This window comes from Streptomyces sp. NPDC025651 (assembly GCF_055558735.1).
In genome coordinates, this window is the sequence record NZ_JBVHLZ010000001.1 from 1,265,079 (window position 1) to 1,289,082 (window position 24,004).

General features: G+C 71.5%; 25 protein-coding genes. 15 read left to right on the top strand and 10 right to left on the bottom strand.

All coding sequences use genetic code 11. The annotated features are described in order from the left end of the window. Positions 1-188: 188 nt before the first annotated feature. From ACZ4D5_RS05885 to ACZ4D5_RS05910, 6 genes are all read left to right on the top strand, one after another. A complete protein-coding gene (locus ACZ4D5_RS05885; protein WP_467771081.1) occupies positions 189-959 on the top strand; it encodes a metallophosphoesterase family protein in 771 nt (256 codons plus the stop codon). A 73-nt stretch (positions 960-1,032) separates the two neighbouring features. Then, positions 1,033-1,473 carry an SRPBCC family protein gene (locus ACZ4D5_RS05890; RefSeq protein ID WP_467771082.1) on the top strand — a complete coding sequence of 147 codons (441 nt, stop codon included), beginning with the start codon at positions 1,033-1,035 and terminating at the stop codon, positions 1,471-1,473. Positions 1,474-1,622: 149 nt separating this feature from the next. Further along, positions 1,623-2,789, top strand: coding sequence for an ArsA family ATPase (locus ACZ4D5_RS05895; protein ID WP_467771083.1), 1,167 nt, complete (start codon positions 1,623-1,625; stop codon positions 2,787-2,789). 57 nt (positions 2,790-2,846) lie between these two features. After that, on the top strand, positions 2,847-3,311 hold the full coding sequence (locus tag ACZ4D5_RS05900) for a DUF5304 domain-containing protein (protein ID WP_467771084.1): 465 nt from the start codon (positions 2,847-2,849) through the stop codon (positions 3,309-3,311). A gap of 52 nt (positions 3,312-3,363) precedes the next feature. Then, the gene (locus ACZ4D5_RS05905) at positions 3,364-4,317 is read left to right on the top strand and encodes an ROK family glucokinase (protein ID WP_362340553.1); all 954 of its coding nucleotides are present in this window, start codon (positions 3,364-3,366) and stop codon (positions 4,315-4,317) included. Positions 4,318-4,424: 107 nt separating this feature from the next. Then, positions 4,425-5,180, top strand: coding sequence for an endonuclease/exonuclease/phosphatase family protein (locus ACZ4D5_RS05910; protein WP_467771085.1), 756 nt, complete (start codon positions 4,425-4,427; stop codon positions 5,178-5,180). Positions 5,181-5,208: 28 nt separating this feature from the next. Here the strand turns inward: ACZ4D5_RS05910 and ACZ4D5_RS05915 are convergent, their stop codons facing one another. From ACZ4D5_RS05915 to ACZ4D5_RS05930, 4 genes are all read right to left on the bottom strand, one after another. Then, positions 5,209-6,171, bottom strand: coding sequence for a CU044_5270 family protein (locus tag ACZ4D5_RS05915; RefSeq protein WP_467771086.1), 963 nt, complete (start codon positions 6,169-6,171; stop codon positions 5,209-5,211). Further along, a complete protein-coding gene (locus tag ACZ4D5_RS05920; protein WP_467771087.1) occupies positions 6,155-6,784 on the bottom strand; it encodes an RNA polymerase sigma factor in 630 nt (209 codons plus the stop codon). The genes ACZ4D5_RS05915 and ACZ4D5_RS05920 overlap by 17 nt, the downstream gene beginning before the upstream one ends. A gap of 180 nt (positions 6,785-6,964) precedes the next feature. Further along, entirely contained in the window at positions 6,965-7,615 is a 651-nt protein-coding gene (locus ACZ4D5_RS05925; protein WP_467771088.1) for a hypothetical protein, read from the bottom strand. Then, positions 7,608-8,387, bottom strand: a complete 780-nt coding sequence (locus ACZ4D5_RS05930) for an alpha/beta hydrolase (RefSeq protein ID WP_467771089.1) — start codon at positions 8,385-8,387, stop codon at positions 7,608-7,610. Before ACZ4D5_RS05930 ends, ACZ4D5_RS05925 begins: the two co-directional genes overlap by 8 nt. 172 nt (positions 8,388-8,559) lie before the next feature. On the opposite strand from ACZ4D5_RS05930, the gene ACZ4D5_RS05935 reads away from it, so the two are divergent. The 5 genes from ACZ4D5_RS05935 to ACZ4D5_RS05955 all read left to right on the top strand — a co-directional run bounded on the left by ACZ4D5_RS05935 (position 8,560) and on the right by ACZ4D5_RS05955 (position 13,590). Continuing rightward, complete coding sequence (locus ACZ4D5_RS05935; RefSeq protein WP_467771090.1) at positions 8,560-9,303, top strand: lysophospholipid acyltransferase family protein; 744 nt, start codon at positions 8,560-8,562, stop codon at positions 9,301-9,303. A 25-nt stretch (positions 9,304-9,328) separates the two neighbouring features. Further along, positions 9,329-10,570 carry a MacS family sensor histidine kinase gene (macS, locus tag ACZ4D5_RS05940; RefSeq protein ID WP_467771091.1) on the top strand — a complete coding sequence of 414 codons (1,242 nt, stop codon included), beginning with the start codon at positions 9,329-9,331 and terminating at the stop codon, positions 10,568-10,570. Between the two features lie 86 nt (positions 10,571-10,656). Continuing rightward, the gene (locus ACZ4D5_RS05945) at positions 10,657-11,301 is read left to right on the top strand and encodes a response regulator (protein ID WP_467771493.1); all 645 of its coding nucleotides are present in this window, start codon (positions 10,657-10,659) and stop codon (positions 11,299-11,301) included. Positions 11,302-11,460: 159 nt separating this feature from the next. Continuing rightward, complete coding sequence (locus ACZ4D5_RS05950) at positions 11,461-12,498, top strand: 6-phosphofructokinase (protein ID WP_467771092.1); 1,038 nt, start codon at positions 11,461-11,463, stop codon at positions 12,496-12,498. Positions 12,499-12,585: 87 nt separating this feature from the next. Then, positions 12,586-13,590 carry a 2-hydroxyacid dehydrogenase gene (locus ACZ4D5_RS05955; protein ID WP_467771093.1) on the top strand — a complete coding sequence of 335 codons (1,005 nt, stop codon included), beginning with the start codon at positions 12,586-12,588 and terminating at the stop codon, positions 13,588-13,590. Here the strand turns inward: ACZ4D5_RS05955 and ACZ4D5_RS05960 are convergent. Further along, positions 13,536-15,467: an anthranilate synthase family protein gene (locus ACZ4D5_RS05960; protein WP_467771094.1), complete on the bottom strand. Its 1,932-nt coding sequence runs from the start codon at positions 15,465-15,467 to the stop codon at positions 13,536-13,538. The two genes, ACZ4D5_RS05955 and ACZ4D5_RS05960, sit on opposite strands and share 55 nt — an antisense overlap. A 188-nt stretch (positions 15,468-15,655) precedes the next feature. After that, positions 15,656-16,249, bottom strand: coding sequence for a TetR/AcrR family transcriptional regulator (locus ACZ4D5_RS05965; protein ID WP_467771095.1), 594 nt, complete (start codon positions 16,247-16,249; stop codon positions 15,656-15,658). A 51-nt stretch (positions 16,250-16,300) separates the two neighbouring features. Between ACZ4D5_RS05965 and ACZ4D5_RS05970 the strand changes: the two genes are divergently transcribed. The 3 genes from ACZ4D5_RS05970 (at position 16,301) to ACZ4D5_RS05980 (ending at position 19,025) form a co-directional block, all read left to right on the top strand. Next, positions 16,301-17,251 carry an SRPBCC family protein gene (locus tag ACZ4D5_RS05970; protein WP_467771096.1) on the top strand — a complete coding sequence of 317 codons (951 nt, stop codon included), beginning with the start codon at positions 16,301-16,303 and terminating at the stop codon, positions 17,249-17,251. 35 nt (positions 17,252-17,286) lie between these two features. Beyond that, positions 17,287-18,639: a class II 3-deoxy-7-phosphoheptulonate synthase gene (locus ACZ4D5_RS05975; protein WP_467771097.1), complete on the top strand. Its 1,353-nt coding sequence runs from the start codon at positions 17,287-17,289 to the stop codon at positions 18,637-18,639. A 152-nt stretch (positions 18,640-18,791) separates the two neighbouring features. Next, a complete protein-coding gene (locus ACZ4D5_RS05980) occupies positions 18,792-19,025 on the top strand; it encodes a (2Fe-2S)-binding protein (RefSeq protein WP_467771098.1) in 234 nt (77 codons plus the stop codon). Positions 19,026-19,061: 36 nt separating this feature from the next. Here ACZ4D5_RS05980 and bfr read toward each other — a convergent pair whose 3' ends face one another. Next, the gene (bfr, locus tag ACZ4D5_RS05985) at positions 19,062-19,541 is read right to left on the bottom strand and encodes a bacterioferritin (RefSeq protein WP_362340582.1); all 480 of its coding nucleotides are present in this window, start codon (positions 19,539-19,541) and stop codon (positions 19,062-19,064) included. A gap of 165 nt (positions 19,542-19,706) precedes the next feature. Between bfr and ACZ4D5_RS05990 the strand changes: the two genes are divergently transcribed. Further along, complete coding sequence (locus ACZ4D5_RS05990) at positions 19,707-20,339, top strand: sulfite oxidase-like oxidoreductase (RefSeq protein WP_467771099.1); 633 nt, start codon at positions 19,707-19,709, stop codon at positions 20,337-20,339. Positions 20,340-20,358: 19 nt separating this feature from the next. On the opposite strand, the gene ACZ4D5_RS05995 is transcribed toward ACZ4D5_RS05990, so the two are convergent. The 3 genes from ACZ4D5_RS05995 to pknB all read right to left on the bottom strand — a co-directional run bounded on the left by ACZ4D5_RS05995 (position 20,359) and on the right by pknB (position 23,983). Continuing rightward, positions 20,359-20,883: a DUF4396 domain-containing protein gene (locus ACZ4D5_RS05995; protein ID WP_467771100.1), complete on the bottom strand. Its 525-nt coding sequence runs from the start codon at positions 20,881-20,883 to the stop codon at positions 20,359-20,361. A 115-nt stretch (positions 20,884-20,998) separates the two neighbouring features. Next, entirely contained in the window at positions 20,999-21,880 is an 882-nt protein-coding gene (locus ACZ4D5_RS06000) for a deoxyribonuclease IV (RefSeq protein ID WP_467771101.1), read from the bottom strand. 135 nt (positions 21,881-22,015) lie between these two features. Next, the gene (pknB, locus tag ACZ4D5_RS06005) at positions 22,016-23,983 is read right to left on the bottom strand and encodes a Stk1 family PASTA domain-containing Ser/Thr kinase (RefSeq protein ID WP_467771102.1); all 1,968 of its coding nucleotides are present in this window, start codon (positions 23,981-23,983) and stop codon (positions 22,016-22,018) included. Positions 23,984-24,004: the final 21 nt, after the last annotated feature.

Sequence of the window (24,004 nt, forward strand, 5' to 3'; positions counted from 1 at the left end):
GCCCGGACGTTACCCATCGGTATGGCTGGTTCGGTAGGGGGGCAGGGCCAGATGTTCGGTGCGTCACACGTCGTTGTGGTCTGAATCGCACAGTACGCCACCGTCTTCCCGACTCGGAAGTAACCGCAGGTCCGGCCGCTGTCCCGAGCCTCTACCGCCCGTGCGGCGGCCGTCCTAGGGTGATCTGTATGCCAGCTTTCCGGGTCAATGTGGTCAGTGACGTGCACGGCAACGCCGAAGGCCTCGCCCGTGCGGGGGACGGCGCGGACGCGCTCGTCTGCCTCGGTGACCTCGTGCTCTTCCTCGACTACGCCGACCACTCGCGCGGCATCTTCCCCGATCTCTTCGGCGCGCGGAACGCGACCAGGCTGGTGGAGCTGCGCACCGAGCGCCGCTTCGACGAGGCCAGGGAGTTCGGCAGGGAGCTGTGGGCGGGCCTCGACCGCGTCCCCGCGATCGAGGCGGCGGTCCGCAAGCAGTACGCCGAGATGTTCGCCGCCTTCCCGACCCCTACGTACGCCACGTACGGCAATGTCGACATGCCGACCCTCTGGCCCGAGTACGCGGGCCCCGGCACCACCGTCCTCGACGGCGAGCGCGTCGAGATCGGCGGCCGCGTCTTCGGGTTCGTCGGCGGCGGCCTGCGCACCCCCATGCGGACGCCCTACGAGATCAGCGACGAGGAGTACGCCGCCAAGATCGAGGCCGTCGGCGAGGTCGACGTCCTGTGCACCCACATCCCGCCGGACGTCCCCGAGCTCCTCTACGACACCGTCGCGCGCCGCTTCGAGCGCGGCAGCAGGGCGCTGCTCGAAGCCATCCGCAGGACCCGTCCGAAGTACGCCCTCTTCGGCCACGTGCACCAGCCCCTGGTCCGGCGCATGCGCGTCGGCGCGACCGAGTGCGTGAACGTCGGGCACTTCGCCGGGTCGTCGAGGCCCTGGGCCCTGGAGTGGTGACCACTCCACGCGCGGTAGCCTTCACGCGGTAGACACCCCCTTATTCCGGACCGCACCTGGAGGAGCCACAGCGATGGCGGAACACACCAGCTCGAGCATCACGATCGAGGCGGCACCGGCCGAGGTCATGGGGGTGATCGCCGACTTCGCCCGCTACCCGGACTGGACCGGAGAGGTGAAGGAGGCCGAGGTGCTCGCCACCGACGCCCAGGGCCGTGCCGAGCAGGTCCGCCTCGTCATGGACGCGGGCGCGATCAAGGACGACCAGACGCTCGGCTACACCTGGACCGGGGACAACGAAGTCAGCTGGACCCTCGTCAAGTCCCAGATGCTGCGCTCCCTGGACGGCTCCTACCTCCTGAAGCCCGTGGGCTCCGGCACCGAGGTCACCTACCGGCTGACCGTCGACGTCAAGATCCCGATGCTCGGCATGATCAAGCGCAAGGCGGAGAAGGTCATCATCGACCGCGCGCTGGCGGGGCTGAAGAAGCGGGTGGAGTCGGGCAAGGAGTAAAGAGGGGAGCGGGGCGCAGCCCCTGCTCCAGGGGCGCGAGGAACTGCGCGAGCAACCCCCGACGACCGGGAGTCGCGAAACAACACAGCTCCCCACGGCGAATGGGCGCCCCCGGCACCCGCGCACGCGCTCACGTACCGTTCACCCTTATGCGCACCCTCCTCGTCACTGGCCCCGGTGGCTCCGGGCGAACCACCGTCGCCGCCGCCACCGCGCTCGCCGCGGCGCGCTCCGGTCACCGGGTCCTCGTGCTGTCCGCCGACCGCGCCGACACCCTCGGCGCCGCGCTCGGCGGACCGGGACCGGACGCGCACCCCGGGCTCACCACCCGGCACCTCGCCCCCGACGACCGGTTCCGGGACGACCTGCTCGCCCTGCAGGAACGTGCCGCCTCCGGGCTCGACCTGCTCGGCGCCGACCGGCTCGACGGCGAGGAGCTGACCCCGCTGCCCGGCAGCGAGGAGCTGGCCCTGCTGCGGGCCCTGCGCGACGCCGCCCACGACGACGCGTACGACACCCTGGTCGTCGACCTGCCGCCCGCGCCGAAGGCCCTCGCCACCCTCGCCCTGCCCGAGCAACTGCGCCGCTATCTGCGCAGGCTGCTCCCGCCCGAGCGGCAGGCGGCCCGCGCCCTGCGCCCCATGCTCGGCCGCCTCGCGGGCGTCCCGATGCCGGCCACCTGGCTGTACGAGACCGCCGCCCGCTGGGAGGACGAACTCGCCGCCGCGCAGGCCGTGCTCGAAGCTCCCGGCACCACCGTCCGCCTGGTCGCCGAGCCGGGCCCCGCGGGCGCCGACGCCGTGCGCACCGCCCACGCGGGCCTCGCCCTGCACGGCCTGCGCACCGACCTCCTGATCGCCAACCGGATCCTCCCGGACGCGAGCGCCGACACCTGGCTGGCCGGGCTCTTCGCCCAGCAGCACAAGACGCTCTCCGAGTGGGAGACCGCGTACGACCAGGTCGTCAGGGCCCCGCACCTCGGCCGCGACCCACGCGGCACCGACGACCTCGCCGCCCTCGGTCTCGCGGCGCCCGCCGCCGCCCCCGACCCCGCCGCCTGGCCCGTCACCGAGGCCCCCGACGGCGACGGGAGCCACGCGTACGTCTGGCACATCCCGCTCCCCGGCGTCGTCCGCGACGAGCTCGGCCTGATCCGGCGCGGCGACGAACTCGTCGTCACCGCGGGCCCCTTCCGCCGCATCGTCACCCTGCCGTCCGCGCTGCGCCGCTGCACCGTCGCCGGGGCGGGCCTGCGCGAGGGCGAGCTGCGGGTGCGGTTCGCGCCCGATCCGGACCTGTGGCCGCGCGACCGCTGAATCCGCCGCCGCGCACACGGTGAACGGGCTACCGCCATTCGGGTAACGTCGTAAGACATGAGCGATGCCACCGAGCGCGAAGCCCCCGAAGCCGACGCCGACGCCTGGGAGAAGGCGTGCGCCGAGGACCTGGAGGCGGAGAAGGCACGCCGCCGCGCGCAGTACGGCCCGCCGCCCGGGTCGGCCGCCGAGGAGCTGCGCAAGCTCGTCGACGCCGTCTCCGACAAGCTCTCCGGACTCCAGGCCCCGCTGCTCGGCGCGGTCGCACAGGGTGCCGTCGAGCAGACCCTGAAGCAGGTCGTCAGAGAGGCGAAGGCCGTCGTCGAGCCGGTCATCGAGCGCAACCCCGACGTCTTCGACCACCTCGCGGCGGCCGGATCCGAGCTGCTCGCCGCCTACCGTTCGGCGGTCGAGGGCCAGGAGAGCCGGTGGACCCGCGGCGAGCGCACGGGCGGCGACGCGCCGGGCGCGGACCGCGGCGACGAGGGCCCGTCGGCGGGCGAACACATCGATCTGGACTGACCCCCCTCGGGTACGGTGGGCCGTAGCGGGGCTCGATCGAACTGAGGGATTCATGGGACTCACCATCGGCGTCGACATCGGCGGCACCAAGATCGCGGCCGGAGTGGTCGACGAGGACGGCAACATCCTCTCGACCTTCAAGGTGCCGACCCCTGGTACTTCCGAGGCCATCGTCGACGCGATCGCCTCCGCCGTGGAGGGCGCCCGGGCCGGGCACGAGATCGTCGGCGTCGGCATCGGCGCCGCCGGCTACGTCAACCGCCAGCGCTCCACGGTCTACTTCGCGCCGAACATCGACTGGCGGCAGGAGCCGCTCAAGGACGAGGTCGAAAAGCGCGTCAGCCTGCCGGTCGTCGTGGAGAACGACGCCAACGCCGCGGCCTGGGGCGAGTACAAGTTCGGCGGCGGCAAGGGCCACCGCAACGTCATCTGCATCACGCTGGGCACCGGCCTCGGCGGCGGCATCATCATCGGTAACAAGCTGCGCCGCGGCCACTTCGGCGTGGCCGCCGAGTTCGGCCACATCCGGATGGTGCCGGACGGGCTGCTGTGCGGCTGCGGCTCGCAGGGCTGCTGGGAGCAGTACGCCTCCGGGCGCGCCCTCGTGCGGTACGCCAAGCAGCGCGCCAACGCCACCCCCGAGAACGCCGAGTACCTCCTCTCGCTGGGCGACGGCACCCCCGAGGGCATCGAGGGCAAGCACATCTCGATGGCCGCCCGGCAGGGCGACGCGGTCGCGGTCGACTCCTACCGCGAGCTGGCCCGCTGGGCCGGTGCCGGCCTCGCCGACCTGGCCTCGCTCTTCGACCCGTCCGCGTTCATCATCGGCGGCGGCCTCTCGGACGAGGGCGAGCTCGTCCTCGACCCGATCCGCAAGTCCTTCAAGCGCTGGCTCGTCGGCAGCAACTGGCGCCCCGAGGCCCAGGTCATCGCCGCCCAGCTGGGCAACAAGGCGGGTCTCGTCGGCGCGGCCGACCTGGCGCGGGAGCCCGACCCGGTCATGTGACCGCCCCTGTGCGCACCGCCGAGCGCCCGTCACGTCCCCCAAGGACGCGGCGGGCGCTCGGCGTATCCGACGCACGGTGACCGGGTGCCCGGCGTATCTTGATCGCCATGGTCAGCGATTCGCTTCCCAACTCCCGCACCGAACCCGACGGTTCGGCCGTCGTCCGGGTGCTCAGCTACAACATCCGCTCGATGCGCGACGACACCGCCGCGCTCGCCCGGGTCATCGCCGCCTGCGCCCCCGACCTCGTCCTGATCCAGGAGGCGCCGCGGTTCTTCCGCTGGCGCAAGAAGCTGGCCCGCCTCGCGCGCGCCGCCGACCTGGTGATCCTCTCCGGCGGCGGCACCGCGTCCGGACCCGCGCTGCTCTGCTCGCTGCGGGCCACGGTCGAGCGCACCGAGGACGTGCTGTTGCCGCTGACCCCCGGGCTGCACCGCCGTGGTTTCTCCACCGCGGTCGTACGGTTCGGGCGCGCGCGCCTCGGCGTCCTGAGCTGCCATCTCTCGCTGCAGACCGACGAGCGCCACGACCAGGGCGGCATGCTGCTCGACCGGCTCGCGGGCATGGGCGCGGAGCACACGGTCGCGGGCGGCGACCTCAACGAACGGCCGAACGGCCGCACGTTCAAGCTGCTCGCGGGCGCGCTCCAGGACTGCTGGGCGGTCAAGCCCTGGGGCGGCGAGTACTCCTCGGAGGCCGACAACCCGCGCCAGCGCATCGACGCGATCTTCGCTTCGCGCGGGGTCGAAGTCCTGGGCTGTGGCGTCCCGTTGGACCTCCCCGGGGTGACCGGCGCGGACCTGAGGGCGGCCACGGACCATCTGCCGGTCCTGGCCGCCCTCAGGGTTCCCCCTTCCCGGTGAGGCCCACGAGGCGGGCGCCCGGTGAGACCTACGGGCGCTGCCTCACCTTGTCGACGATCCCCCACTCGACCGTGTGCGACAGCTGGGTGTACGTCTTCTTTCCGTCACGCGAGGCCCGCTCGTCGCGGAAGCCCAGGAATTCGTAGGACTTCGCGTCGAAGATGAGGTACCTGCCCTTGAAGTGGCCGGGGTAGGCGACCCCCACACCGGTGCGCCCGGCGGAGTCCTCGACCCCTTCGACCGTCCTGACGCCGGGCACGAGCGCCAGCCCTTCGTAGGCCGCGGCGCGCAGCCCTTCGGGCAGTACCGGCGACTTCAGGAGCTCGCCGAGCAGGAAGTAGGCCTCCCGCCGCTCGTCCTTGGTGAATGCGCTGATCGGCTTGTCGGAGGTGCCCATGGAAACGATGGCCGGGACGAGCTTCTCGGGGTCGGTGGGCAGCTCCTTCAGCTCGTCCCACCTGCGGGGCGGCCACACTCCCTCGCCCTCGCCCAGGGGCTCCTCCCACATGACGTTGCCGAGCTCCATGGTCAGGGAGCGCCGGGAGCCGTCCACCGAGTCCCACATCTCGTCGGTGTAGGTCCTGACCTTGCCGGTCCTCCGCTCCGTCTCCTTGATGATCCGCTTGGAGTAGATGAACTGGTCGTCGCGGGGCACCACGGTCTGCTTCTCGTGCTTGCGCTCCCAGGCGGCCGCGCCGTTGAGCACCTCCGTCACGGCGACGTTGGCCACGTTCGGGGAGCTGCCGGAGGGCGGCTTGGCCTGCTGCCCTTCCTGCGCGCCGTCGACGGTGACCAGGACGGTCGCCGCCACCGCGGCCGTCACGAGGCCGGTCAGGGCGATACGCAGCACCGGCCGGCGTCCCAACCGCCGTACCGCTGCGGGCTGTTCGTTCATCGCGGCGAAGAGACGGACCCGCGCGCGGTGGCGCGCGTCGTCGTCCAGCGGGGGAGCCCCGGCGTCCCAGTCGCGCAGTTCATCGAGCTCGTTCATGGGCGTGTGCCTCCTGGAAAGCTGTCGGGTCGGATCCGCCCAGTGCTTCGCGCAATCTGCTGCGAGCCCGGTGCAGCCGTGATCTGACGGTGCCGACGGGCACCCCCAACGCCTGGGCCGCCTCTTCGTAGTTGAGGTCGGCCCACGCCACCAGGAGGACCACGTCGCGGTGGCGGGCGGAGAGCCCGGCGAGGGCCGCCGCCAGGTCGCTCCGTATCCCCTCGGCACCCGCGCGGGCGACCGCGAGGTCGGCGACCGGCTCGTCGTGCGACACCGGGGCGGGCAGCTGGGCGAGCGCCTTGAAGCGCCGCGCCTCGGCCCTGCGGTGTCTGCCGATGAGGTTGGTCGCGATGCCGAACAGCCAGGGGCGGGCGTCGTCCCGCGCCAGGTCGTAGCGGTGGCGCTGTTTGAAGGCGGTGACGAAGGTGTCCGCCATCAGGTCTTCCGCCGCCTCGGGGCCGAGCCGGCGGGCCGCGTACCGGTGGACGGCGTCGGCGTGCCGGTCGTAGAGGGCGGCGAACTGCTCGGGCTCCTCCCGGGACCGCTCGATGGACCAGGCGTCACTCTGCGCGCGCTGCCCCGTGCGAAGGGGGACGCCGGGCTCGACGGTCATCGGGGCTCCTTTCGTTCGTCCGAACGCCTCGAAGGCTTGGGCTCGTGCGGATGGTTCACCTCTCCTTCGCCGCTCGGCCGGATCGGGTTCCATCGGCGCGGCCCACGACGCCGAAGGCCCGCCCGGAGCATCTCCGGGCGGGCCTCTCGCGGTGCACGTAGGGGTGCCTACAGGTACGGGTCAGACGACGGCGCCGCGCCCCGGGTCGTCGTCCTCGTCGTCGTCCCCGCTGTTCATCCGGGTCACGAGCGTGGCGAAACCGCCCAGGAAGCCGCCGATGCCGAGCGTGGCCAGCCACCACGTCATCTGCCAGCCGAACAGCACGGCGAGCAGGATCAGCAGGGGGCCGCCGAGCACGGCGAGCCAGGCGAACTTCGCCGTCACGTCGGCCTCGGGCAGCGGCGGCGGCTCCGGAGGCACGAAGTGCCCTTCGTCGTCCGGGTCGAAGTCGTCCTCGGAGGGCTCCGGCGTGGTGTAGTCACGCGGGCCGCCGACGCCCGGCGCGAAGGAGACGGAGCTGCCGAGCGGTTTGTCCTTGCCGGTGCCGGCACCGGACTTGGCGTCGGGGTCCTTGTCGGTGTCCCGGCCCGCGGCGCCTTGCGCGGGGGCGTCCTTGGCCGGGCCGTTCGTCTCCGTCTCCAGGAGCGCCAGGTCCTCGACCGACTTGAAGGGCTTGGCGCCGGGCGGGTCCGCGGGCTCCTCGCCGTACCCCGCGACGATCGCCCGCCAGGCGGCCTCCTCGTCCAGGGGCACCCCGTCGCGGGGAGTCCCGCTCTCGGGGCTCTTCTCCGGGTCGCGGCTCTCGTCGCGGTCCGCCTCGTGCTCAGCCACCGGTGGCCGTCCCTTCCTTACCGACGCTGGGGGCGAGCCGGCCGATGAACGCGTAACTCTCCTCGAAGATCCGGTCCGCGTCGTGGTCCAACGTCGCGACGTGGTAGCTCTGTTCCAGCAGGATCTCCCTGACGTCCGTCGAGGAGACGCGGCTGAGGATCCGGACCGAGTCGGCGGGCGAGACGACGTGGTCGCGCGGGCTGTGCAGGACCACCAGCGGCTGGGTCACCTGCGGCAGCTCACCGTCGACCAGGCGGTAGAACATGCGCAGGGAGTTCGCCGCGTGCAGGGGGACGCGGTCGTACCCGAGCTCGTCCTCGCCCTCCTTGGCGATGTCGTTGACGATGCCCTTCGTCGTCCGTACGAGATGGCGGGCGACCGGCAGCGCGTACGGCGCGAGGCCGTGCAGTTTGTTGCCCGGGTTGACCACGACGACGCCGCTGATCGCGTCCCCGTGCTTCGCCGCGAGGCGCAGCGTGAGCGTGCCGCCCATGGAGAGGCCGAAGACGAAGACCTGCTTGCACCGCTCCAGGAGGGCGCGCAGCTCGCGCTCCACCTCGGCGTACCAGTCCTGCCAGCCCGTGATCGCCATGTCCTCCCAGCGCGTGCCGTGCCCCGGCAGCAGCGGCAGGGCGACGGTCAGGCCGCGCTCCGCGAGGTACTCGGCCCAGGGGCGCATCGACTGCGGGGATCCGGTGAAGCCGTGGCAGAGGAGGACGCCGACCTCGCCGCCTTCGTGGCGGTACGGCTCGGCTCCGGGGCGGACCGGCACGTTCGGTCTCCTTCGTGAGATGTGGCGGGGGGGGGAGAGCGGGAGTTTCGAGGGGTACTTCACCGTACGCGACCGGACTGACACCGACCAGGGTCGTCGGGCCCATTGCCCGCACCCCGGGTTAAGGTCTGATCCACAGAAACAGGAGGCACTCGGTTTGATCTACGGCGCAATGAAGGTTGCCATCGGAGGGCCGCTGAAGCTCGGCTTCAGGCCCTGGGTGGAGGGCCTTGAGAACGTCCCCGCCGAGGGCCCCGCGATTCTGGCGAGCAATCACCTGTCGTTCTCGGACTCCTTCTTCCTTCCCGCGGTCCTCGACCGCAAGGTCACCTTCATCGCCAAGGCGGAGTACTTCACCTCGCCCGGCGTGAAGGGCAAGCTCACCGCGGCCTTCTTCAAGGGTGTCGGCCAGCTCCCGGTGGACCGCTCCGGCGCGCGCGGCGCGGGCGAGGCGGCCATCAAGAGCGGCATCGAGGTCCTGGAGCGCGGCGAGCTCTTCGGCATCTACCCCGAGGGCACGCGTTCGCCCGACGGACGGCTCTACCGCGGCAAGCCGGGCGGCCTCGCGCGCGTGGCGCTCGCCACCGGCGCTCCCGTGCTGCCCGTCGCGATGATCGACACGGAGAAGATCCAGCCGCCCGGCAAGGTGGTGCCGAAGCTGATGCGCCCCGGCATCCGCATCGGCAAGCCCCTCGACTTCACGCGCTACCAGGGCATGGAGCAGGACCGCTTCGTGCTGCGGGCGCTGACCGACGAGGTCATGTACGAGATCATGAAGCTCTCCGGCCAGGAGTACGTCGACATCTACGCGACGGCCGCGAAGCGCCAGATCAGCGAGGCGGCGAAGGCGGCCAAGGCCGGGGAGAAGGCCGCCGAGAAGGACAAGGCGCAGGACGGGGAACGGTCCGGCTCCTAGCCGCGTCCGTTCAGGGGTGGGGGACATGGCCAAGCGCGAGAGAGTCATGAGGATGTCGGTCGAGCAGCCGCTGTGGCGTGCGCTCACCGGCTACCGCGTGCTGACGATGCTGTACGCGATCGGGCTCTTCGTGGCGGCCCACGAGAAGCTCGACCACCCCTGGGTGGCGATCGCGTACTACGCGGTGCTCGCGCCCTGGACCCTGGCCACCCTGCCCCGCGTCGCGAACGCGGCGAGCTGCACCCGGCGCTTCCTCGTCGCGGACTTGACCATCGCCATCGTCGGCATCCTGCTGACCCCGCTCGCCGACTCGCACCAGCGGATCGTCGACGGCGGCCCGACGCTGCCCTCGATATGGACCGCGGGCGCCGTCCTCGCGTACGCGATCAAGGGCGGCTGGCGCTGGGCGGCGTGCGCGTCGCTCCTGGTGGGCGTCGCCAACGTGGTGCAGCGCGGGGCGTTCAGCCGCGACACCCTGCACAACGTCCTGCTGGTCTGCATCGCCTCCATCGCCATCGGCTACGTCGTGGAGGTGGCCCGCGCCTCCGAGCGCACCCTGGCCCGCGCCCTGGAGATCGAGGCCGCGACCCGCGAGCGCGAGCGGCTCGCCCGTGACATCCACGACAGCGTCCTGCAGGTCCTCGCCATGGTCCAGCGGCGCGGCACGGCCATCGGCGGCGAGGCCGCGGAGCTCGGCAGACTCGCGGGCGAGCAGGAGGTCGCGCTGCGCACCCTGGTCGCCGGGGGCCTGGTGCGCACCTCGTACGCGTCGGAGGACGCCTCGCAGGGCGCCGTCGTCCGCGCCGTCGAGGTGCCGGACGACGAGCCCGACGACACGGCGCCCCTGGACCTGCGCACGCTCCTGGCCCCGCACGCCGGGTCGAAGGTGACCCTCTCCGAGCCGGGCGCGCCGGTGTTCCTCGTGCCGCGGGCCGCGGGCGAACTGGCCGCCGCCGTCAGTGCCGCACTGGACAATGTCCACCGGCATGCCGGAGCGGACGCGCGCGCCTGGATCCTCGTCGAGGACGAGCCGGACGAGGTGGTCGTGACGGTCAGGGACGACGGTCCCGGCATCCCCGAGGGGCGGCTCGCGGAGGCCGAGGGGGAGGGGCGCCTCGGCGTCGCCCTGTCGATCAGGGGGCGGCTGCGGGACATCGGGGGCACGGCCGAGCTGATCTCGGTGCCGGGCCAGGGCACGGAAGTGGAACTGAAGGTCCCGCGTGAACAGGCGCGGGAGCCACGGGGGAAGGCAGGAAAGGCACGATGAGCGAGCACCAGCAGGAACTGGCCACGCGGGCGACGCGGGCCCCGGAGGCCGTCGCGGGGGACGCGGCCGCAGAGCCGATCAAGGTCATGGTCGTCGACGACCACCCCATGTGGCGCGACGCGGTCGCCCGCGACCTGGCCGAGGCGGGCCTGGACGTGGTCGCCACCGCGGGCGACGGCGAGCAGGCGGTCCGCCGCGCGCAGGCCGCGGCCCCCGACGTCCTGGTCCTCGACCTGAACCTCCCGCTGAAGCCGGGCGTCCAGGTCTGCAAGGAGCTCGTCGGCGCCAACCCGGCCCTGCGCGTCCTGGTCCTCTCCGCGAGCGGCGAGCACGCCGACGTCCTGGAGGCGGTCAAGTCCGGTGCCACCGGCTATCTCCTGAAGTCGGCCTCCACCGAGGAGCTGATCGACGCGGTGCGCCGCACGGCCGTCGGCGACGCGGTCTTCACACCGGGCCTCGCGGGCCTGGTCCTCGGCGAGTACCGCCGCCTGGCCACCGAGCCCGCGGCCGGCACCCCGGACGACCCGAAGGCCCCGCAGCTCACCGACCGCGAGACGGAGGTCCTGCGCCTGGTCGCCAAGGGCCTGAGCTACAAGCAGATCGCCGAGCGCCTGGTCATCTCGCACCGCACCGTGCAGAACCACGTCCAGAACACCCTGGGCAAGCTCCAGCTGCACAACAGGGTCGAGCTCGTGCGGTACGCGATAGAGCGGGGCCTCGACGACGCGTGACCCCCGCGGAGGGCGCCGAGGCCCGACCCTCATAAGGGTGAACACGCGTGATCAACTCCCCAGTACCGCACGGGAATTGACCGTTCGCCCCGTCCCGGAGTGACCTGGATCACCATTAGCGTGACTCGCATCAGGTCACTGAGGCGAAGGGACTTTTCCATGACGGCCAACAAAATCGGAGTACTGACCGGAGGCGGCGACTGCCCCGGGCTCAACGCCGTCATCCGGGGCATCGTCCGCAAGGGCGTGCAGGAGTACGGCTACGACTTCGTCGGCTTCCGGGACGGCTGGCGCGGTCCACTGGAGGGCGACACCGTCCAGCTCGACATCCCCGCGGTCCGCGGGATCCTGCCGCGCGGCGGCACCATCCTCGGCTCCTCGCGCACCAACCCGTTCAAGGCGGAGAACGGCGTACGGCGCATCAAGGAGCAGCTCGCCAAGAACGAGGTCGACGCACTGATCGCGATCGGCGGAGAGGACACGCTCGGCGTCGCCGCGCGCCTCACCGACGAGTACGGCGTCCCGGTCGTCGGCGTCCCCAAGACCATCGACAACGACCTCTCCGCCACCGACTACACCTTCGGCTTCGACACGGCCGTCGGCATCGCCACCGAGGCGATCGACCGCCTGCACACCACCGCCGAGTCCCACATGCGCGTCCTCGTCGTCGAGGTCATGGGCCGGCACGCGGGCTGGATCGCGCTGCACTCCGGCCTCGCCGGCGGCGCGAACGTCATCCTCATCCCCGAGCAGCGCTTCGACCTCGACCAGGTCTGCGCCTGGGTGACCTCGCGCTTCAAGGCGTCGTACGCCCCCATCGTCGTCGTCGCGGAAGGGGCCATGCCCAAGGACGGCGAGATGGTCCTCAAGGACGGCACGCAGGACTCCTTCGGGCACGTCAGGCTATCCGGCGTCGGCGAGTGGCTGGCCAAGGAGATCGAGGGGCGCACCGGCAAGGAGGCGCGCACCACCGTCCTCGGACACGTCCAGCGCGGCGGCACCCCCAGCGCCTTCGACCGCTGGCTGGCCACGCGCTTCGGGCTGCACGCGATCGAGGCCGTGCGGGACGGCGACTTCGGGAAGATGGTCGCGCTGCGCGGCACGGACGTCGTGCGCGTCCCGATCGCCGAGGCCACGGCGAAGCTGAAGACGGTGGACCCGGCGCTGTACACCGAGGTCGGCGTCTTCTTCGGCTGACCGGAGCGCTTCCTCACGCGGGCAGACACGGCGGGACGGCCCCGGCTCCGGGTGCCGTCCCGCCGGACCGTCCCTAGACTCACGCCCATGGAGATCCTCGCCTTCGGTGTCCAGTCCGACGAGAAGCCGCTGATCGAGAAGGCTTTCGAGGGGCATCACGACGTCCGCTGTCTCGACGTCTTCCTCAACGAGGACACCGCCCCCATCGCCGCCGGGTACGAGATCATCTCCTCCAGCGTCAACGCCACCCTGGACAACCGCGTCCTGCAGACCCTCGCCGCCGGCGGGACGCAGATGATCGCCCAGCGCTCCACCGGGTTCAACAACATCGACCTGCGGGTCGCCGAGCGCCTGGGCCTGACCGTCGCCCGTGTCTCGTACTACTCGCCGTACTCCGTGGCCGAGTTCGCCTGGACCCTCGCGATGGCCGTCAACCGCCGCATCGTCCGCGCGAGCAACCGCACCCGCGACTTCGACTTCCGCCTCGACGGCCTGATGGGCCGCGACCTGCGGGGCCGCACGGTCGGCGTGCTCGGCACCGGCAAGATCGGCGAGGCGTTCACCCGCATCGCGCACGGCTTCGGCATGCGCCTGCTCGGCTGGGACGTCGCGGAGAACCCCGCCTGCGTCGAGCTCGGCATGAAGTACGTCGACAAGGACCAGCTGTTCACCGAGGCCGACCTGGTCAGCCTGCACGTCCCGCTGCTCCCGGCGACGCAGCACATCATCGGCGCCGACGCGCTGCGGGCGATGAAGGACGACGCGATCCTGGTGAACTCCAGCCGCGGCGGCCTGATCGACACCGAGGCGCTGGTCGCGGAGCTCCGCGCGGGACGCTTCACGGGCGTGGGTCTGGACGTGTACGAGGCCGAGGCGGGGCTCTTCTTCCTCGACAAGTCCCTCGAGGTCGTCGAGGACGACACCCTGGCCCGCCTCGTCACGTTCCCGAACGTCGTGGTCACCTCCCACCAGGCGTACTACACCGTGGACGCGGTCGGGCAGATCATCGAGACCACGGTGCAGAACGTCCTGGACTATCAGGCGGGCCGCCGCTCGGAGAACGTCCTGGTGCCCGCCGCGGCCAGGAGCTGACCGAGCAGCTCCCGCACGATCCGCGACCCCCGCAGCGTCAGGACCGACTCCGGGTGGAACTGCACACCCGCGAACCCCGGCCCGCGCACCGCGTGCACCTCGCCGCTCGCCGCCTCCCTGCTGACCTCGACGCCGTGCGCGGCCAGCTCCGCCGCGGCCTCGTCGTCGCAGCGCGCCACAAAGCTGTTGTAGAACCCGACGGTCTCGGCCCTCCCGAACAGCTCGACCTCCGTCTGCGCGCCCTGGTACGGCACTTCCTTGCGTACGATCTCCAGGCCGAGCTCGGCGGCGATCAGCTCGTGCCCCAGGCAGACGCCGAGCACGCCGTGCCGGTGCTCCCGGATCACCTCCGCCGCAAGCGAGCGCAGCAGCCGCATCTTCGGGTCGGCGAGGTCGGACGGGTTGCCGGGACCCGGGCCGAGCACGACGGGCCCCTCGTGCGCGAGGACGGTCTCCCTCAGCCCCTCCTCGTCGTAGCGCCGCACGGACACCCGCAGGCCCGACGAGCGCAGCACGTGCGCGAGCATCGCGGTGAACGTGTCCTCGCCGTCCACGACGAGCGCGTGCCCGGTCAGCTCGTGCCCTTGTTCCTGCATCCGCAGCCAGAACGGCGCGAGGGCCGCGCGCCGCCCGTCCAGTGCCGCCCGCACCCGCGGGTCGTCGGCGAGGGCGGGCCGCTCGCCCTCCTCGCGCGGGCGCCCGGGGCGCACGCCGAGGGCGGCAAGCACCCCCGCGGCCTTCGCGTGCGTCTCGGCGACCTCGCCCATCGGCTCGGAGCCGCGCACCAGCGTGGCGCCCACCGGCACCCGCAGCGCCCCGGCCGCGGAGATGTCGGCGGTGCGGATCAGGATGGGGGAGTCCAGGGTCTGCGCGCCGCCCGCGTCACGGCCGATGAGGGCGAGGGCGCCCGCGTAGTAGCCGCGGCCCCCGGCTTCGTGGCGCTCGATGACCCGGCACGCGTTCTGCACGGGTGAGCCGGTGACGGTCGCCGCGAACATCGTCTCCTTCAGGACCTCGCGCACGTCCAGCGACGACCTGCCCCTCAACTCGTACTCGGTGTGGGCGAGATGGGCCATCTCCTTGAGCCGGGGGCCGATGACGACACCGCCCATGTCGCCGACCGTGCACATCATCTTGAGCTCCTCGTCGACGACCATCGAGAGCTCCTCGATCTCCTTGCCGTCGGAGAGGAAGGCGAGCAGATCCTCCGCCGTGGGCCCCTTCGCCGGGTAGCGGTAGGTGCCGCTGATGGGGTTCATGACGACGGTCCCGCCGGACATCCGCACATGCACCTCGGGGCTGGCCCCGACCAGGGTCCTGTCCCCGGTGTGCACGACGTACGTCCAGTAGGCGCCGCGCTCCCCCACGAGCAGCCGCCGGAAGAGCGCGAGGGCGTCCGCCCTGCCAAAGCCCGGGATCCGGCCCTCGTACGTACGCCGGATGACGAAGTTGGCGCCCTCGCCCCGCCCGATCTCCTCGCGGAGCACCCGGCCCACGATGTCCGCGTACGCCGCGTCGTCCACGTCGAAGGCGCCCTCCTCGACCCGGACGTCGTGCGCGGGCAGCGCCGCGAGGGCCTCGGCGAGCGGGATCTCGTGGGTCTCCTCGGGGGTCAGGACGGTCAGCGGCGTGCCGTCGTCGCGGACGTCGAAGCCGCGCTCCCCGATCTGCCGGAAGGGGACGAGGGCGAGCCCTTCGGGGATGTCCGCGAGGCGTTCGTACGTATCCGTCGGGCCGATGAGGACCTCGACGGTGTCGTGGTCGCGGCCGGGCGTGCGGCGGCGCAGAAGAGCGAAAGGGGTCTGCTCGTGGAGCAGCCGGTTGAGGGGGGTGGCGGGCGACGGGCGGTCGTCGGGCAGGAGGCTGGTGAGCTCCATCGGTTCTGTTCCTTCTCACTCGGAGAGGAACGGCCCGGTCCCGGATGGTCCGGAGAACACTGAAGGCCGCCCCTCGGGCGGCCTTCGCGAGTCTGTGTGCGCGCAGAAGTCAGTGGGCCGCCGGATGAGCGGGCCACCACCAGTTCTGGTTCGTCGGGAACGACGTCTGCGCGAGCATGTCCGGCACCCTACCCGATCCCGGGACGCAGCAGCGGGGCGATGACGGAGTCGAGATAGGCGTCCAGCTCCTCGCCGGCGGGGAGCGCCGAGGGCACGGCGTGGGCGAGCTGGGTGTGGCCGAGGTAGGCGCTGTAGCCGAGCAGGCCGCGGCGGCGGGCCTCCGCGGGCGCGAAGCCGAGCTCCTCGAAGAGGCTCGCCACGTACGCGACGCGCCGCTCGGTCACCCGGCGCAGCACCGGTTCCACCCGGGGGTCGTCGGCGGTGGCCAGCAGGGAGACCTCCAGGGGGTCGACGGCCGCCGAGCGCACGGCCTCGGTGAGCAGCAGGCGCAGCTTCCGCTCGGCGTCGGGCTCGGCCTCGACCGCCGTGATCACGTGCTCCGTCTCGGTCTCGGCCCAGCGGGCGAGCGCGGCATCGACGAGGGCGTCCCGGTTCGCGAAGTGCCAGTAAAAGCTGCCCTTGGTGGTCTTGAGCCGGGCGGCGAGCGGCTCCACGGCGACGGCCGCGAGCCCTCCCTCGCGCATGGCGGCGAGCGCGGCGTCGGCCCAGTCCTCTGCGCTGAGGCGGGGTTTCGCGGGGTTCTTCGGCTGCCGTTGCACCATGACCGTACGGTACCGTACGGTGAACCATACGCCAGCGTATGGAGGTGCCTCATGAGTGTGGTGCGCAACGAGCACGAGCGGATCGTCGAGGCCCCGGCGCGGAAGGTCGGGGCCCTGATCGACCGCCTCTCCGCCGAGGACGACCCCGTCTTCCCCGCGCCCGCCTGGCCCGCGATCGCCTTCGACCGCCCGCTCGGCGTGGGCGCGGTCGGCGGCCACGGCCCGGTGCGGTACGAGGTCACGGTCCACGAACCGGGCCGCCGCCTCCGCTTCGACTTCACCGAGCCGGCGAACGGCTTCCACGAGATCGTCGTCGAGCCGCTGGGGGAGGGCAGGTGCCGGGTGCGGCACGTCCTGGAGATGCGGCCGCGCGGCATGGAGCGCCTGCTGTGGCCGGCCGTCGTACGGTCCGTGCACGACACGATGATCGAGGAGCTGCTCGACAACGTGCAGCGCGCCGCGACCGGCCGTCTGCCCCGCCCCACCCATTGGCCCCGCCGTGTGCGGCTCTTCAACCGCCTCGCCTGGGACCGCCCCGAAGCGGTCGGCATCCCCGAAGGCGCCCGCCTGATCCGCGCCGCCCTGGACCGCCCCGCCTATCGCGACGCCTACCGCATGGAGCTCCTGCCGGGCCTGCCCCGCGACCCCGCCGCCTGGACGGCGGTCCTGCGCGACGCCTTCCCGGTCCTGGCCCGCGAGGGCGGCGAACTGCTCATGGACGTGGACACGGCGGGAGTGACGGCCCGCGCCTCGATCCTCGTCGATGAGAGCCACGTCACACTCAGCACCGTCGCCCGCGCCGACACCGTGCGCGGCCGCCTCTACTGGGGTGTGGTGAGGCTCGGTCACCCGTTCATGGCGCGCCTCATGTTGCGTCGTACGCATCGTGCGTTCGCCCTCGCGGCGCCGAGCGCGGCGGAGCGCGCGGCGAGTGCGCCGGTGAGGTCGACGGGAACCGATCACTCCACTGTGTCTGCTCCGTCTCACTTCGTGAGCGGGTGACTGGACGGCGCGCCGGACCCCTTAATGTTGACCGGGTGACCGTGAACGCTAAGTCCACCGCAAGCGGTGGCAACACCTGGCGAAACCTGCCCGCGGCGCAGCAGCCCGAGTACCCCGATGCCGAGGCTCTGCGCGATGTGATCGCGGACCTCGAGTCGTATCCGCCGCTCGTCTTCGCGGGCGAGTGCGACCAGCTGCGCGCCCGACTGGCCTCTGTCGCCAAGGGAGAGGCGTTCCTGCTCCAGGGCGGCGACTGTGCCGAGGCCTTCGACGCCGTGTCGGCCGACCACATCCGGAACAAGCTGAAGACCCTGCTCCAGATGGGCGCCGTCCTCACGTACGCGGCCTCCGTGCCCGTCGTGAAGGTCGGCCGCATCGCGGGGCAGTACTCCAAGCCGCGCTCCAAGCCGACCGAGACCCGCGACGGCGTGACGCTCCCGACCTACCGGGGCGACTCCGTCAACGGCTTCGACTTCACCGAGGCGGCCCGCGTCCCGGACCCCGAGCGCCTGAAGCGGATGTACAACGCCTCCGCCTCCACGCTCAACCTGGTGCGCGCCTTCACCACCGGTGGCTACGCGGACCTGCGCCAGGTGCACGCCTGGAACCAGGACTTCGTGAAGTCGTCCCCCTCCGGCCAGCGGTACGAGCAGCTGGCCCGCGAGATCGACAACGCGCTGAACTTCATGCGGGCCTGCGGCACCGACCCGGAGGAGTTCAAGACCGTCGAGTTCTACGCCTCCCACGAGGCGCTCCTGCTCGACTACGAATCGGCGCTGACCCGCACCGACTCCCGCACCGGCAGGCTGTACGACACCTCGGGCCACATGGTCTGGATCGGTGAGCGCACGCGCCAACTGGACCACGCGCACATCGAGTTCGCCTCCCAGGTGCGCAACCCCATCGGCGTCAAGCTCGGCCCGACCACGACGGCCGAGGAGGCGCTGCAGTACATCGAGCGCCTCGACCCCGACCGCGAGCCCGGCCGGCTGACCTTCATCGTCCGCATGGGCGCCGACAAGGTCCGCGACAAGCTGCCCGAGCTGGTCGAGAAGGTCACCGCGTCCGGCGCGACCGTCGCCTGGATCACCGACCCGATGCACGGCAACACCTACGAGGCGGCCTCCGGCCACAAGACCCGCCGCTTCGACGACGTGCTCGACGAGGTCAAGGGCTTCTTCGAGGTCCACAAGGGCCTCGGCACCCACCCGGGCGGCATCCACGTCGAGCTCACCGGCGACGACGTCACCGAGTGCGTGGGCGGCGGCGACGAGATCTTCGTCGACGACCTCCACCAGCGCTACGAGACGGCCTGCGACCCGCGGCTCAACCGCAGCCAGTCGCTGGACCTGGCGTTCCTGGTGGCGGAGATGTACCGCGACCAGTAGTTCTCGCCCGTACGTACGTGTGGGGCGCGGATCCGTGTGATCCGCGCCCCACCGGCGTATCCGGGGCTTTTGCGCGCCCGACGTCGCGGGTAAGGTTAGGTTAGCCTCACCGATCAATCGGGACGGCGCTACCGATAAGTCCTGTCCGGGAGGTGAACCGCGTGTACGTCTGCAACTGCTTCGGGGTCACCGAGGCGCAGGTGAAGAAGCACGCGGCGGACGGTGCCTGCACCCCCCGCCAGATAGCGTCGGCCTGCAAGGCGGGCACGGACTGCGGTTCGTGCGTGCGGCGCATCCAGGCGCTGCTCGGCCGGGGCGCGTGCCCCCGTCGTGAGCTCGTGGACCAGGGGGAGCCGGTGCTCTCCGACCTGGACGAGGCGGCCTAGCCCCTCTCCGCGAGGTGCCCCGTCTCCGCGGGGCCCTCAGCCCTCCGGCTGCTCGATGAGCTGCGCGATGTAGAGCGCCTCGCCCAACTTCTCGACCAGTTCGAGCTGGGTGTCCAGATAGTCGATGTGGTGCTCCTCGTCCTCGAGGATCGACTCGAAGATGTTCGCGGACGTGATGTCCCCCTTGCCGCGCATCACCTCGATCCCGCGCTTGAGGCGGTCGATCGCCTCGACCTCGACCTGCCGGTCGGCCTGGAACATCTCGGTGACCGTCTGGCCCACGCGGACGTGGAAGAGCCGCTGGTAGTTGGGCAGGCCGTCGAGGAACAGGATCCGGTCGGTCAGCACCTCCGCGTGCTTCATCTCGTCGATCGACTCGGACCGGGTGTACTTCGCGAGCTTCGTCCAGCCGAAGTTTTCCTGCATCTTGGCGTGGAGAAAGTACTGGTTGATCGCCGTGAGTTCGGCGGTCAGCTGCTCGTTGAGAAATTCGATGACCTCGGGGTCGCCCTGCATCGCAGAGGCTCCTTCCACACGGGTGACTGGGCAGGTAGCGCGCATCCTTGCACCGGCGTTCGGAGGCCGTCCAGTAAGTGCACGCTTAGTAGGAGTTGCCCCAATCCATGCGCCCGGGGCATCGCCTGGTCACGTCCACCGCCCCGGGTCTGTCAGGATGGAGTCATGGGTCAGCCGGCGGAACGCGCATCTCGACAGGCAGCGGAGCCGGAGCTTCCGCCGGGGCAGCGGCTGCAGCGCGGCTGGCCGGTCACGCACTACGGCCCGGTGCCGAAGTTCCGCCCGGAGCGCTGGGAGTTCAGGGTCTTCGGGGCCACCGCGGACGGTGAGAAGCACTGCTGGACGCACGAGGAGTTCTCCGCCCTGCCGTACGACACGGTGGTCGCCGATCTGCACTGCGTCACGAAGTTCAGCATGCTGGGCGCCGAGTGGGGCGGTGTGCCCGCCCGCACCCTCCTGGAGATCGCGCCCCCCGCACCGAACGCCACCCATGTGATGGTCTGGGCCGAGTACGGCTTCAGCTCGAATCTGCGGATGGCGGACTTCGCCTCGGAGCGCGCGATTTTCGCCACCCACAAAGGCGGCGAACTGCTCACCGCGGAGCACGGTTTCCCGCTCCGCCTCGTGGTCCCTCACCTCTATGCGTGGAAGGGCCCGAAGTGGGTCCGCGGCATCGAGTACATGACCGCCGACCGCCGCGGCTTCTGGGAGGAACGCGGCTATCACAACATCGGCGACCCCTGGCGGGAGCAGCGCTACTCCTACCAGGAAGAGCCCGGGGACGGTCCCGAGCTCTAGTCCTGCGGGTCTGTCGTGATCAGTGGTGGTACTGGTGCACCACGGCGTGGCCCTTGCCGCGGCCGATCATCCACTTGTTCACCGGGGTCGTGATCACGAACGCGGCGGCCAGGGCGATGGCGAGGATCCACCAGAACATCGGGTCCGACAGGTGCGCTTCCATGGCGCCGGGCCACAGGGCGATCACGCCGTTGTCGATCAGTTCCATCACGGCGATGGACAGGGTGTCGGCGGCGAGCGCGACGCGGAACGCCGTCTTGAAGTCGACGCCTGCCGTGAGGATGCCGCGCAGCGTGAGGGCGTACCCGAAGGTGAAGGCCAGGGCGATCGCGAGGGCCATCGTCGGTACGTTGCCCCAGCCGAGCGCGGTGCCGATGATCATGCCGAGCACCTCGCCGATGGCGCAGCCGGTGAGGCAGTGGAGGGTGGCCTGAGCGGCCGTGCGCCAGCTGACCTTGCCCATGCCGTGGTGGTGATGGTGCTGGTGTCCGTGGTCATCGTGGTGGCCGTGATGCGTGTGTCCGGCGTGAGTGTCGTGCCGCATGGAATTCCCCCAACGTAGGACAACGGTTCCTGTCACCCGACAGGAACCGTATACCCCTGGGGGGTATTCCTCAAGGGTCGTCGACCGCCCCTCAGCCCCTCAGCCCTTCAGTTCCTCAGCCCCTCAGCTCCTTGAGCCGAGCCACGTCCGCGGCGTGCCCCTCCTTGCCGCCGGGCGTCTCGATGACCAGCGGCACGCCTTCGGTGGCGGGGTGGGCCATCAGCGCGCGGAAGGGCTCCTCGCCGATGTGGCCGGTGCCGATGTTCTCGTGGCGGTCCTTGTGGGCCCCGACGACGTCCTTGGAGTCATTGGCGTGCACGAGCTTGAGGCGGCCCTCGCCGACGGTCTCCACGAGCAGGTCGAGGGTCTGCTTCATGCCGCTGGGCCCCGTCAGGTCGTGGCCCGCCGCGAAGATGTGGCAGGTGTCCAGGCAGACGCCCAGCTTCGGGTGGGCGTCGAGCGCCTCGAAGTACGGACCGAAGTCCCAGGTGCGGGAGCAGAGCGAGGAGCCCTGGCCGGCGGTCGACTCCAGGAGCAGGAACGGGTCGTCGTCGTGTGTCAGTTCGTCGAGCAGCGGCAGCATGTGGTCGCGCACCTGCTTCAGGGCCACCGAGCGGTCCCGGCCGCCGGTCGCCGAGCCGGTGTGCACGACGACGCCGAGCGCGCCGATCTCCCGGCCCCTGCGCAGCGAGTGGCGCAGCGACTCCACGGACTTCTCGACGGTCGCCTCGGTGTGCGAGCCGAAGTTGATGAGGTAGGGCGCGTGGACGTACGCGGGAATGTTCTCGGCGGCACAGGCCGCGCGGAACTCCTCGTCCTGCTTCGGGTTGCCGGGCGGGGTCGCCCAGCCGCGGGGGTTGGCGACGAAGACCTGGACGGTCTCGGCGCCGAGCTCACGGGCGTACGAGAGCCCGACGGAGGCGAGCCCGCCGGCCACGGGGACGTGGCCGCCGACGGGGTTGCGGGACGCTGGATCAAGGGACTTGTTGCTGCTCACGCGCTCAAGGGTGACACGCGCGCGGGTGCACCCCTGAAACGGTCCCGAGTTCCATCGGCGGCAGCCCCTCCGGCGAACCCGCAGACGAACCCCGAGCACGGACCTCCGCCGAGCCGGGCGGAGCGGAGCGGAGGCTCAGCGGATCACGATGGTGATCGACGAGCCCTTCTCGGCCTCGTCGCCGCCCTCCACCGACTGGCTCTTCACGGTGTCCCCGAAGAGCCCGAGCAGCCCGCGGTCCACGTCGACCTCGAAGCCCGCACCCTCCAACTTGTCCGTGGCCTCGCCGATCTTCATGCCCGTCACGTCCGGGACCTCGACCATCGGCGGGCCCTTGGAGAGCGTCAACTCGACCGTGTCGCCCTTGGCGAGGGGCCGGCCCTCGGGGACGGACTGCTTGACGACGGTGCCCTTGTCCTCGTCGGAGGCGACCCGCTCCTCGGCGATCTCGACCTTGAGCCCGGACTCCTCCAGCTCGCTGGTGGCGTCCGCCTGGGAGTCGCCGATCACGTCCGGGACCTCGACGGCCTCGCCCTTGCTGACGACCAGGGCGACGGCCGAGCCCGCCTTGCGGGTGAAGCCGGCCCGCGGGTCCGTGCTGATCACGGAGCCCTTCTTGACGCTGTCGTCGAAGCGCCTGGTCACCATGCCCGGTTCGAGCCCGGAGTTCTTGAGCTCCTTCTTGGCCGTGGCCAGCGGGATGTTCTTCACGTCCGGGACCTTCACGGTCTCCGGGCCCAGCGAGACGGTCAGCGTCACCTTGCCGTTGTGCCGGATGCGGTCGCCCGCGGCGGGGTCGCTGTCCATGACCGTGCCGCGCTTGTCCGTGTCGCTGTACTCGCGCTTGATGTCCTTCACTTCGAGCCCGGCCTCGTCGAGCCGCTGCTTCGCCTGCGCCTCGGTCTTCGCGAGGAGGGGAGGGACCTTCGTGAACTGGCCGGAGTTGATGTACCAGACGCCGGTGCCGACGCCCAGCACGAGCAGGACGGCGGCTATCAGCGTGACCGTGCGGCGGCGCGGGTCGAAGCGCCGACGGGAGGCCCGGCGCCCGGCGGGCGGTCCGGGCGGTCCCTGCGGCGGGGGCGCGAGGATGCTGGTGCGGTTCAGGGCGTCCTGGCCGCTCTGCCCGCCCTGCTCGCCCTCGGCGGGCAGCGAGAGCTGGACGGAGCGCACCGCGCGCGGGATCACGCTCGTGCGGTCCTCGGCGTTGTCGTGCCCGGTCGCGTGCGCCTGCGGGGGCACCGCGTCGAGCTGCTCCTCGGTCAGGGCGGCCCGTGCCTCCCTGAGCTGGGCGAGGAGCGCCACGGCGTCGTAGGGCCGGACGTCGGGGGTGCGCGCGGTGGCGGAGGCGACCAGCTCGTCCAGCTCGAAGGGGAGCCCGGGGACGGCGGCCGACGGCGGCGGCACGTCTTCGTTGAGGTGCTGGTAGAGGACCTGGGCCGGGGAGTCGCCGGAGTGCGGCTTGCCGCCGGTCAGCATTTCGTAGAGGACGACGCCGCACGCGTACACGTCCACGCGGGTGTCCGCCGTGCCGTGCTCGATCTGCTCGGGGGCGAGGTAGGAGACGGTGCCGAGGACGGTGCCCGTCGTGTTCGTGACGGTGTCCACCGCGCGGACGAGCCCGAAGTCGGCGACCTTCACACGGCCGTCGTCCCCTATGAGGACGTTCTCGGGCTTCATGTCGCGGTGCACGAACCCGGCGCGGTGCGCGGCGCCGAGCGCGGCGAGGACCGGCTCCAGGATGTCGAGCGCGGCCCGGGGCTGCAGGGCGCCCCGCTCGCGCAGGACGTCGCGCAGGGTGCAGCCCGCGATGTACTCCATCGCGAGGTAGACGTACGACCCGTCGGTGCCCTGGTCGAAGACACCGACCACGTTCGGATGGGACAGGCGCGCCACCGACTTGGCCTCGCGGATGAAGCGGTCGACGAAGGAGGCGTCGGCCGCGAGCGTCGGGTGCATGACCTTGAGCGCGAGCACACGGTCGAGGCGGGTGTCCACGGCCCGGTAGACCGTGGCCATCCCGCCGACCGCGATGCGCCCGTCGATCCGGTAACGGCTGTCGAGCAGCTGCCCGACGAGGGGGTCCTGAAGGGTCGTGTCCACGGAGGGGAGTCTACGAGCCGA

Bases quoted from the DNA above. Each gene is read 5' to 3' on its own strand.
- ACZ4D5_RS05920 (WP_467771087.1), bottom strand. From the start codon at position 6,784: ATGACCGTCGAGCCCGGCGTCCCCCTTCGCACGGGGCAGCGCGCGCAG.
- ACZ4D5_RS05905 (WP_362340553.1), top strand. From the start codon at position 3,364: ATGGGACTCACCATCGGCGTCGACATCGGCGGCACCAAGATCGCGGCC.
- ACZ4D5_RS05990 (WP_467771099.1), top strand. From the start codon at position 19,707: ATGGGTCAGCCGGCGGAACGCGCATCTCGACAGGCAGCGGAGCCGGAG.
- ACZ4D5_RS05900 (WP_467771084.1), top strand. From the start codon at position 2,847: ATGAGCGATGCCACCGAGCGCGAAGCCCCCGAAGCCGACGCCGACGCC.
- macS (WP_467771091.1), top strand. From the start codon at position 9,329: ATGGCCAAGCGCGAGAGAGTCATGAGGATGTCGGTCGAGCAGCCGCTG.
- bfr (WP_362340582.1), bottom strand. From the start codon at position 19,541: ATGCAGGGCGACCCCGAGGTCATCGAATTTCTCAACGAGCAGCTGACC.
- ACZ4D5_RS05965 (WP_467771095.1), bottom strand. From the start codon at position 16,249: ATGGTGCAACGGCAGCCGAAGAACCCCGCGAAACCCCGCCTCAGCGCA.
- ACZ4D5_RS05960 (WP_467771094.1), bottom strand. From the start codon at position 15,467: ATGGAGCTCACCAGCCTCCTGCCCGACGACCGCCCGTCGCCCGCCACC.
- ACZ4D5_RS05885 (WP_467771081.1), top strand. From the start codon at position 189: ATGCCAGCTTTCCGGGTCAATGTGGTCAGTGACGTGCACGGCAACGCC.
- ACZ4D5_RS05950 (WP_467771092.1), top strand. From the start codon at position 11,461: ATGACGGCCAACAAAATCGGAGTACTGACCGGAGGCGGCGACTGCCCC.
- ACZ4D5_RS05995 (WP_467771100.1), bottom strand. From the start codon at position 20,883: ATGCGGCACGACACTCACGCCGGACACACGCATCACGGCCACCACGAT.
- ACZ4D5_RS05890 (WP_467771082.1), top strand. From the start codon at position 1,033: ATGGCGGAACACACCAGCTCGAGCATCACGATCGAGGCGGCACCGGCC.
- ACZ4D5_RS05895 (WP_467771083.1), top strand. From the start codon at position 1,623: ATGCGCACCCTCCTCGTCACTGGCCCCGGTGGCTCCGGGCGAACCACC.
- ACZ4D5_RS05945 (WP_467771493.1), top strand. From the start codon at position 10,657: ATGGTCGTCGACGACCACCCCATGTGGCGCGACGCGGTCGCCCGCGAC.
- ACZ4D5_RS05970 (WP_467771096.1), top strand. From the start codon at position 16,301: ATGAGTGTGGTGCGCAACGAGCACGAGCGGATCGTCGAGGCCCCGGCG.
- ACZ4D5_RS05910 (WP_467771085.1), top strand. From the start codon at position 4,425: ATGGTCAGCGATTCGCTTCCCAACTCCCGCACCGAACCCGACGGTTCG.
- ACZ4D5_RS05915 (WP_467771086.1), bottom strand. From the start codon at position 6,171: ATGAACGAGCTCGATGAACTGCGCGACTGGGACGCCGGGGCTCCCCCG.
- ACZ4D5_RS05955 (WP_467771093.1), top strand. From the start codon at position 12,586: ATGGAGATCCTCGCCTTCGGTGTCCAGTCCGACGAGAAGCCGCTGATC.
- ACZ4D5_RS05935 (WP_467771090.1), top strand. From the start codon at position 8,560: ATGAAGGTTGCCATCGGAGGGCCGCTGAAGCTCGGCTTCAGGCCCTGG.